At 68.6% G+C, this 6,952-nt stretch carries 12 protein-coding genes; 4 read left to right on the top strand and 8 right to left on the bottom strand.

What is annotated here, in order from left to right:
* Nucleotides 1-52: 52 nt before the first annotated feature.
* Complete coding sequence (gene hpnD, locus ACODTB_RS25095; RefSeq protein ID WP_291112308.1) at nt 53-919, bottom strand: presqualene diphosphate synthase HpnD; 867 nt, start codon at nt 917-919, stop codon at nt 53-55.
* Between the two features lie 95 nt (nt 920-1,014).
* Here hpnD and ACODTB_RS25090 point away from each other — a divergent pair, with 95 nt between their 5' ends.
* Nucleotides 1,015-1,326 (top strand): high-potential iron-sulfur protein, encoded by a 312-nt coding sequence (locus tag ACODTB_RS25090; protein ID WP_291112310.1) that lies wholly within the window; start codon nt 1,015-1,017, stop codon nt 1,324-1,326.
* Between the two features lie 18 nt (nt 1,327-1,344).
* Here the strand turns inward: ACODTB_RS25090 and ACODTB_RS25085 are convergent, their stop codons facing one another.
* The 6 genes from ACODTB_RS25085 to ACODTB_RS25060 all read right to left on the bottom strand — a co-directional run bounded on the left by ACODTB_RS25085 (nt 1,345) and on the right by ACODTB_RS25060 (nt 4,430).
* Nucleotides 1,345-2,001 carry a DsbA family protein gene (locus ACODTB_RS25085; protein ID WP_291112312.1) on the bottom strand — a complete coding sequence of 219 codons (657 nt, stop codon included), beginning with the start codon at nt 1,999-2,001 and terminating at the stop codon, nt 1,345-1,347.
* Nucleotides 1,998-2,414, bottom strand: a complete 417-nt coding sequence (locus ACODTB_RS25080; protein WP_291112314.1) for a disulfide bond formation protein B — start codon at nt 2,412-2,414, stop codon at nt 1,998-2,000. The genes ACODTB_RS25085 and ACODTB_RS25080 overlap by 4 nt, the downstream gene beginning before the upstream one ends.
* Nucleotides 2,411-2,926, bottom strand: coding sequence for a signal peptidase II (gene lspA / locus ACODTB_RS25075; protein WP_291112316.1), 516 nt, complete (start codon nt 2,924-2,926; stop codon nt 2,411-2,413). Before lspA ends, ACODTB_RS25080 begins: the two co-directional genes overlap by 4 nt.
* Before the next feature lie 142 nt (nt 2,927-3,068).
* Nucleotides 3,069-3,407, bottom strand: coding sequence for a hypothetical protein (locus tag ACODTB_RS25070; RefSeq protein ID WP_291112318.1), 339 nt, complete (start codon nt 3,405-3,407; stop codon nt 3,069-3,071).
* On the bottom strand, nt 3,407-3,784 hold the full coding sequence (locus ACODTB_RS25065; protein ID WP_291112320.1) for a DUF3703 domain-containing protein: 378 nt from the start codon (nt 3,782-3,784) through the stop codon (nt 3,407-3,409). The genes ACODTB_RS25070 and ACODTB_RS25065 overlap by 1 nt, the downstream gene beginning before the upstream one ends.
* The gene (locus ACODTB_RS25060) at nt 3,774-4,430 is read right to left on the bottom strand and encodes a cation diffusion facilitator family transporter (protein WP_291112322.1); all 657 of its coding nucleotides are present in this window, start codon (nt 4,428-4,430) and stop codon (nt 3,774-3,776) included. Before ACODTB_RS25060 ends, ACODTB_RS25065 begins: the two co-directional genes overlap by 11 nt.
* Before the next feature lie 67 nt (nt 4,431-4,497).
* Here ACODTB_RS25060 and ACODTB_RS25055 point away from each other — a divergent pair, with 67 nt between their 5' ends.
* The 3 genes from ACODTB_RS25055 (at nt 4,498) to ACODTB_RS25045 (ending at nt 6,182) form a co-directional block, all read left to right on the top strand.
* The gene (locus tag ACODTB_RS25055; protein WP_291112324.1) at nt 4,498-4,929 is read left to right on the top strand and encodes a Cd(II)/Pb(II)-responsive transcriptional regulator; all 432 of its coding nucleotides are present in this window, start codon (nt 4,498-4,500) and stop codon (nt 4,927-4,929) included.
* Nucleotides 4,930-4,952: 23 nt separating this feature from the next.
* Entirely contained in the window at nt 4,953-5,285 is a 333-nt protein-coding gene (locus tag ACODTB_RS25050) for a YnfA family protein (protein ID WP_291112327.1), read from the top strand.
* Nucleotides 5,286-5,417: 132 nt separating this feature from the next.
* A complete protein-coding gene (locus tag ACODTB_RS25045; RefSeq protein ID WP_488929849.1) occupies nt 5,418-6,182 on the top strand; it encodes a Crp/Fnr family transcriptional regulator in 765 nt (254 codons plus the stop codon).
* Here ACODTB_RS25045 and ACODTB_RS25040 read toward each other — a convergent pair.
* Nucleotides 6,157-6,930 carry a hypothetical protein gene (locus ACODTB_RS25040; RefSeq protein WP_291112334.1) on the bottom strand — a complete coding sequence of 258 codons (774 nt, stop codon included), beginning with the start codon at nt 6,928-6,930 and terminating at the stop codon, nt 6,157-6,159. The genes ACODTB_RS25045 and ACODTB_RS25040 overlap by 26 nt on opposite strands.
* Nucleotides 6,931-6,952: the final 22 nt, after the last annotated feature.

The following is a 6,952-nucleotide window of genomic DNA, read 5'->3' as shown; positions in this document are numbered from 1 at the left end:
AAGGCCAGCCCCCTGGGGGGGCAGCGACCCGCGCAGCGGTGGAGCGTGGGGGTCATAGCCTGCCCAGGGCCTGGACTTTCCAGGCCAGCCAGAACTTGCGCAAAGGCGTCAGGCTCACGCGCTGGGTCAGCACCAGCAGCGGGTCGGCCGCGATTTCCCTGAGCAGGGTGCGGTAGATGCTGGCCATCATCAGGCCAGGTTTCTGGGCACGGCGGTCGGCCGCGGGCAAGAGGGCCAGGGCATCGTCGTAGGTCTGCAGGGCGCGCGTGCACTGGAACTGCATCAGCGCGTGGAAGCGGCGCTGGAAGTCGGCCACATCGGTGCCAGGCGCGGCGCCGCGCTGCAGCAGCTCATGGGCCCGCACGTTGAAGCTCTGCAGCTCGTTCACGGGCAGGTAGATGCGCCCGCGCGTGGCGTCCTCGCCCACGTCGCGGATGATGTTGGTGAGCTGGAAGGCCAGGCCCAGGCGGTGGGCGTATTCGGTGGTGGCGATCTGCGTCTGGCCGAAGATGCGCGCCGCCACCTCCCCCACCACGCCGGCCACCAGGTGGCAGTAGCGCTGCAGGTTGGCGAAGTCGAGGTAGCGGTTCTGCTCCAGGTCCATCTGGCAACCGTCGATCACGGCCAGCAGGTGGCGGATCTCGATCTCGTAGGTCTTGGCCAGCGGCATCAGCGCCTGCATCACCGGGTGGCTGGGCTCGCCGGCATAGGCCTGCGCCACCTCGCGGCGCCACCAGGCCAGCTTGGTCTGGGCCACGGCGGGGTCGCTGACCTCGTCCACCACGTCGTCCACCTCGCGGCAGAAAGCGTAGAAGGCGGTGATGGCCGCGCGGCGCTCGGCCGGCAGGAACAGGAAGGCGTAGTAGAAGCTGCTGCCCGAGGCAGCGGCTTTTTGCTGGACGTAGTCTTGAGGGCTCATGCGTGGTGCGATCCGGGGCCCAAGTGTACGCACCCGGGCCCACCGCCTGCGGGTAGGATGGGCCAGCGATCCAGCGCGTCCCCACGAGGTGCCCCATGAACGATTCGAACCGTCGCGTCTTTCTGTTGCGAGCGGCCGCCACAAGCGCGGCCGGCTGGGCCGCCTCGGCGCCGGCCCAGCCGGCCCTGGTGGGCGACAAGGACCCCACCGCCCTGGCCCTGGGCTACACGCCCGACACCCAGAAGGTGGACCCGCGCAAGTTCCCCAGGCACACCCCGGCGCAGACCTGCCGCAACTGCCAGCTCTACACCGGCAAGCCCGGTGACGCGGTGGGGGGCTGCACCCTCTTCACCGGCAAGATGGTGGTGGCCAACGGCTGGTGCAGCGCCCACGTGCCCAAGGGCTGACGCGGGCGCCGCCCGGGCTCACTTGCGGGCCTTGGCCACTTCCTCTGCCACCAGTGCGAGGAGCTGCTCGCGCCCGAAGCTGGGCAGAGCCCGGCCATTGACGAAGAAGGTGGGCGTCTTGGTCACTTCCAGCGCGGTGAGGTCTTCGATGTCCTGCCGCAGCGCGGCCGCGAGTTCGGGCCGCTGGGCGTCCTCGATGGCCTGGTTGATGTCCAGCCCGGCCTGTTCGGCGGCCTGGAAGGCCACGCGCAAGTTGGGCTGGGCATGGTCGGCCCACTGCGGTTGCGCGGCCAGCACGGCGTCGAGCACGGGCGCGTACTTGTTCTGCCGCTTGGCCGCTTCCAGCAGCAGGACGATCTGGTCCGAGCCCTGGTGGAAGGGCGCGTAGCGGATCACCACGCGCACCTCATTGGGGTACTGCGCCAGCAGGCCCTTGACCACGGGGTGGAAGGCACGGCAGGTCTCGCAGGCCGGGTCGAAGAACTCGACGATGGTCACCGGCGCGCCCTGCGGGCCGAACACCGGCGAATGCATGCGCACGAGGCGCGCCTGTTGCTGGGTGACCTTGTCCATCTGCGAGTTCTGCACACGCTGCTGGTACAGGTAGGCGCCCAGGCCGAACGCAGTGAGCACGACGGCGACGAGCGCGATCACGGTGATTTTCTTGGAGATCATCGGGAGGTCTTTCGAAGGAACAGGGTGAGCAGAAGGCCGATGGCTGCGAAGGCGGCCAGGGAGAGCCAGGGAATCTGGATGCCGTTGAGGATTTCGAGCCGCTGGTCCGCGCACGAGACACCGGCACTGCACGGCAGCCAGGCCTTGGGAATGAGGCCGGCCACCAGCAGCGTGTGGTAACCCGCCATGGCGGTGCCGCCCAGCGCGAGCGGCAGCGCGTAGACCGCGCCACGCCGGTCTTCGCTGAAGCAGGCCATGCCCAGGATGAGCGCGAGGGGGAACATGAAGATGCGCTGGTACCAGCAGAGCTGGCAGGGCACCATCAACATGACCTCGCCGATGAACAGCGCGCCGGCCGTCGCGGCGAGCGCCACCAGCCAGGCCAGGAGCAGAAGCGTCCAGGGATTCTTCATGGGCGGGCGTCCGGTGTGGCGACGGGCGCGGCAGGCCGCCGCAGCGAGAGCAGGGCCCAGGCGATGACGGCGGTCACGACGAACACGTCGGCCAGGTTGAAGGCTGGCCAATGCAGGCCGCGCCAATGGAAGTCCAGGAAGTCCACCACCGCGCCGGTCTGCACGCGGTCGATGAGGTTGCCCGCGCCACCGGCCACGATCACCGCGCCGAGCCAGCGCTCCATCGGCTCGACGTGGCGCGTCATGCTCACGAAGCTGATGGCCACCACCACGATCAGGCCGACGGCGATGAGGAACGGGCGCTGCCAGCCGTCGGCATCGGCCAGCAGCGAAAACGCCGCGCCGGTGTTGAGCACATGGACCAGGTTCAGCCAGGGGGTAAGTTCAATGCCCGTGCCCAGCGGGATCGTGGCGGCGAAGTGGGCCTTGGTGGCCTGGTCCGCGCCCACCAGCGCGACGACGAGAACCAGCCAGGCCCAACGGGGGGATCGGCGGAGCCAATGGAGTGACATGGGTTGCACCTCTTCGAAGAGAGCAGGAATGAGAGAAGAGCACGCGACCCGGAAGGCCGCTCGCCGCTGCGTGAGGAGGGGAGGCGCGGGCGCGGCGCCGCGAACGGCGCTGCCAAAGGCGGATGAGGCCGCTGCCCGGGGGTCAGCCCCGGGCGCTCCACTGAGGCCGGTCGGGCAGGTCGGCCGGCCTCGACGCCGGCACCACGGTGGCCCCCGTCAGTGGGAAGGCCGGTGCGCTCGCGAAGGGGCGGCGCGGTTCTTGGAACAAGGCCAGGGGGCAGCCGTTGTGGCAGGTGCCGCAATCGGCGTGGTGCGCCGTGCTGGTATCCAGCCCCGGCGTATTGGTGGCGCAATGGGAATGGGGGCAGTGCACCACCACCTGAGGCTCGCGTTCATGCGGGGCGGGTGTACCGCCCATCGCAGCCCAGGAGAACTGCAACGGCAAGAGCACCCACAGGAAGACGGCGAGCCACGAACGCATCAGGGGATTGTAGGAGTGGCCTGGGCGATGGCCTCGGCGATGTCCGCGCGCACGGCCATGGGCTGGAAGGCGCTGACCTGCGACCGCCCCGGGTTGCCGATCGGCAGGCGCCCTGTGAGGTGGCCCAGGGGCACGAGCAGCAGCCGCAGTACCTGCCCGGCCCCCTCGCGCGCGTCCCGGGTGCGCCAGGCCTGGCCGAGCATCAGCCAATGGGTCTCCAGGTGGGGCCGGAAACGGGTCTGGCCGACCACATGGGCCGCCTCCAGCAGCCGCCAGCGCTCGCGGGTCGCGGTGGCGGGCAGTGCATCGAAGCGCGACAGCAGGCGGGCATAGATCACCGGGTCGAAGCCCGGCACGGCGGCGGGCTCAGTGCGCATGGTCGTGGTGTCCGTGGGCTTCGCTTTCACCGGCGAGCTCGCCGCGCGCCTGGCGCAGCACCTGCCAGCCGCCGTGCAGGGCCAGCGCGGCCATCAGGCTGGCCACCATCAGATCGGGCCAAGCGCTGCCGGTGCCGAACACGCCGAGCGCGGCCAGCATCACGGCCACGTTGCCGATGGCATCGTTGCGCGAGCACAGCCACACGCTGCGCATGTTGGCGTCGCCCTCGCGGAAGGCGTAGAGCATCCAGGCCACGGCCACGTTGGACACCAGCGCGAGCACCCCGATCACGCCCATGGTGGTGGCATCGGGCACCTGGCCGTTCCAGGCCGCCCATGCCGCGCTGCCCAGGATGTACAGGCCAAAGCCCATCATGCTCACCGCCTTGAGCACGGCCGCGCGGGCCCGCCAGGCCAGTGCCGAGGCGAGCACCGCGAGCGAGACGGCGTAGTTCAGCGCGTCACCCGCGAAGTCGATCGCGTCGGCCAGCAAAGCGAGCGAGCCGGCGCGCCAGCCGGCGACGATCTCGACCAGGAACATCGCCGCGTTGACCAGCAGGGCGATCCAGAGAATGCGGCGGTAGCGACCGAGGTCGGCGACCTCGGTGGGCTTGGGGGTGTCGTGGGAATGGCAATGGGCTGACATGGTTTTTCCTTTCGATGCCTGTATTGAAAACCCTAAAGCGGCTACAGTGTCAACAAGGAGAAACATCATGCAGATCAAGGAGCTGGCCCGGGCCACCGGCGTGGACGTGGAAACCATCCGCTTCTACGAGAAGGAAGGTCTGCTGCCCGAGCCCGCGCGGCTGGACAATGGCTACCGCAACTATGACCAGCCGCATCTGGAGCGGCTGGCGTTCATCCGCCATTGCCGCGCGCTGGACATGCCGCTGGCCGACGTGAAACGCCTGCTCGGCTTCGTGGACGACCCCGAGGGCCATAGCCTCAATGTGGACCAATTGGTGGACGAACAGCTCGGCCGCGTGCGCGCCCGTCTCAAGAGCATGCGGGCGCTGGAGAAACAATTGCTGCAACTTCGTTCGCGCTGCGACGGCGAGCACGAGGGCGGGGCGCCTTGCGGCATCCTGACCGAACTGGTCTCGGCCGCGCACGGGGAGGCCTGCGCCTGCCATCCCGACCATTGACGCCCTTTTTTTCCGGTTCCCCCATGGACGCCCTGCGTATCACCTTCCTCTTTGCCGTCACTGCGCTCGCCGAGATCGTGGGTTGCTACCTCACCTGGCTCGTGTTCAAACAGGGAAAGGTCGCCTGGCTGCTGCTGCCGGCGGCTCTCGCGCTGGGGCTGTTCGCCTGGCTGCTCACCTTGCATCCCGCCGCCGCCGGCCGCATTTACGCGGCCTATGGCGGCATGTACATCGCCGTCGCCCTGGTCTGGCTGCGGCTGGTGGACGGCATCCCGCTCACCCGCTGGGACGTCGCGGGAGCGGTAATTGCCCTGACCGGGATGGCGGTGATCGCACTGCAGCCTCAGGGCGCCTGATCCCTCCCGTTCTCCTACGGCGAAAAGGGCACGTCGTCTGACACGGTGTTCGTGCGATCCCCGGCCTAATTTGGGCTCGGCTCACCCCCGGGTGGGCCCGCGTATCGAACGACCTGTTGAAAGGGAACTGCCATGACCACCAATCCGTCTCCGCTGCCCAGCAACCACTTGCTGGCCATGCTGTCGAGCGCCGAATGGGAGCTGCTGGAGCCCGACCTCGAATGGGAAGAGCTGCGGGCCGGCGCCTTGCTGCACCAGGCCGGCGCCGAAGTGCGGCACGTGTACTTTCCCGTCAGCGCCACCGTGTCGCTGGTGTCCTCGCTGGAGGACGGCGCATCGTCCGAAGTGGCGGTGGTCGGCAACGAGGGCATGGTGGGTGTGTGCGCCTTCATGGGAGACACCAGCGCCCTGTGCGACGCCGTGGTGCAACGCCCCGGCCACGCAGGCCGCATGGGTGTGCAGGCGCTGCTGTACCACACGCGCCGCTCGCCCGAACTGCTGCAGCACCTGCTGGCCTACACCCAGGCGCTGTTCACGCACATGGCGCAGTCGTCGGCCTGCAACCGTCACCACGCACTCGACCAGCAACTCTGCCGCTGGCTGCTCCAGCACCTGGACCGGCAGGACAACAGCGACATGCAGGCCACGCAGGAGCGCATCGCCAGCCTGCTGGGTGTGCGGCGCGAAGGCGTCACCAGCGGCGCGCTGAAGCTTCAGAAAGCCGGGCTGATCGAATACCACCGGGGTCATATCTCCATCCTGGACCGTGACGGACTCGAAGCGCGCAGTTGCGAGTGCTACGGCGTGGTGCGGCGCGCGTACGACAAGCTCTCCTGCGGCCACGGCACACCTTCGCTTCCCACGCGGATCGTCAAACGGACCCTGCAGAGCGCGTGAGCCGCGCCTCTTGCGGGGACGGCGCGGACGCCGTGGTCAAGCCGAACACTTCGCTCAGGCTCTTGTGCTCGGGCAACACGTACACCACGGCCGACATCGTGGAGAACACCGGCTTCAGCTGCGCTTCGTAGAACGCGGCCGGCACATTGATGCAGCCATAGGAAATCCGGTTGTCGTCGATGGTCGCTGACGCGAGCCGCTCGGCGCGCCGCTCCTTGGGCTGCAGCGTAGGCCGCACGCGGTGCATCGACACGGCGGCGTCGTAGTCCACCCACACCACGTCTTCGCCCGTGAGGTTGTGGCCCAGATGCCCGACAAAGCGGCCGGCTGGTGTCGTGCGCTCATGCGGTTTCACTTGTTCCACCGGCCTGCTGCCGATGCCTGGCACGGTGTCGTCGCCAGGCGCAAATCCGAGCAGCACCGGGGTGCTGTCTCGCAGGCTCGCGTTGGCATTGAACACATGGAGCCGGGCGGCTGGCTTGTCCACCAGCACGAAAGGCATGCCTGCATTGTCGCCCGTGTGGGCGATCCACCGCACCAGTTCGAGAGCGTTGGCGGTGGCCTCGACGCCGCCGAAGTTCGGCTCCGGCGCTGACTGGGATGCAAGAGGTACTGCGATGGCGGCACCAGCCTGTGGGCCGTCGGGGCCCTGCACCAGCCTGGCCGGCGGCATGAGCAAGGTGAGCACCGCCGCGCCGATCAGCGCACCGTTGCGGATGTCCTGCGCGAGGGAAGAGGGGATGCGCATGACGGTCGTGTTCTGTGGAGTT

This window comes from Hydrogenophaga sp. FG152 (assembly GCF_057809615.1).
This window is presented reverse-complemented; position numbering and strand designations above follow the sequence as displayed.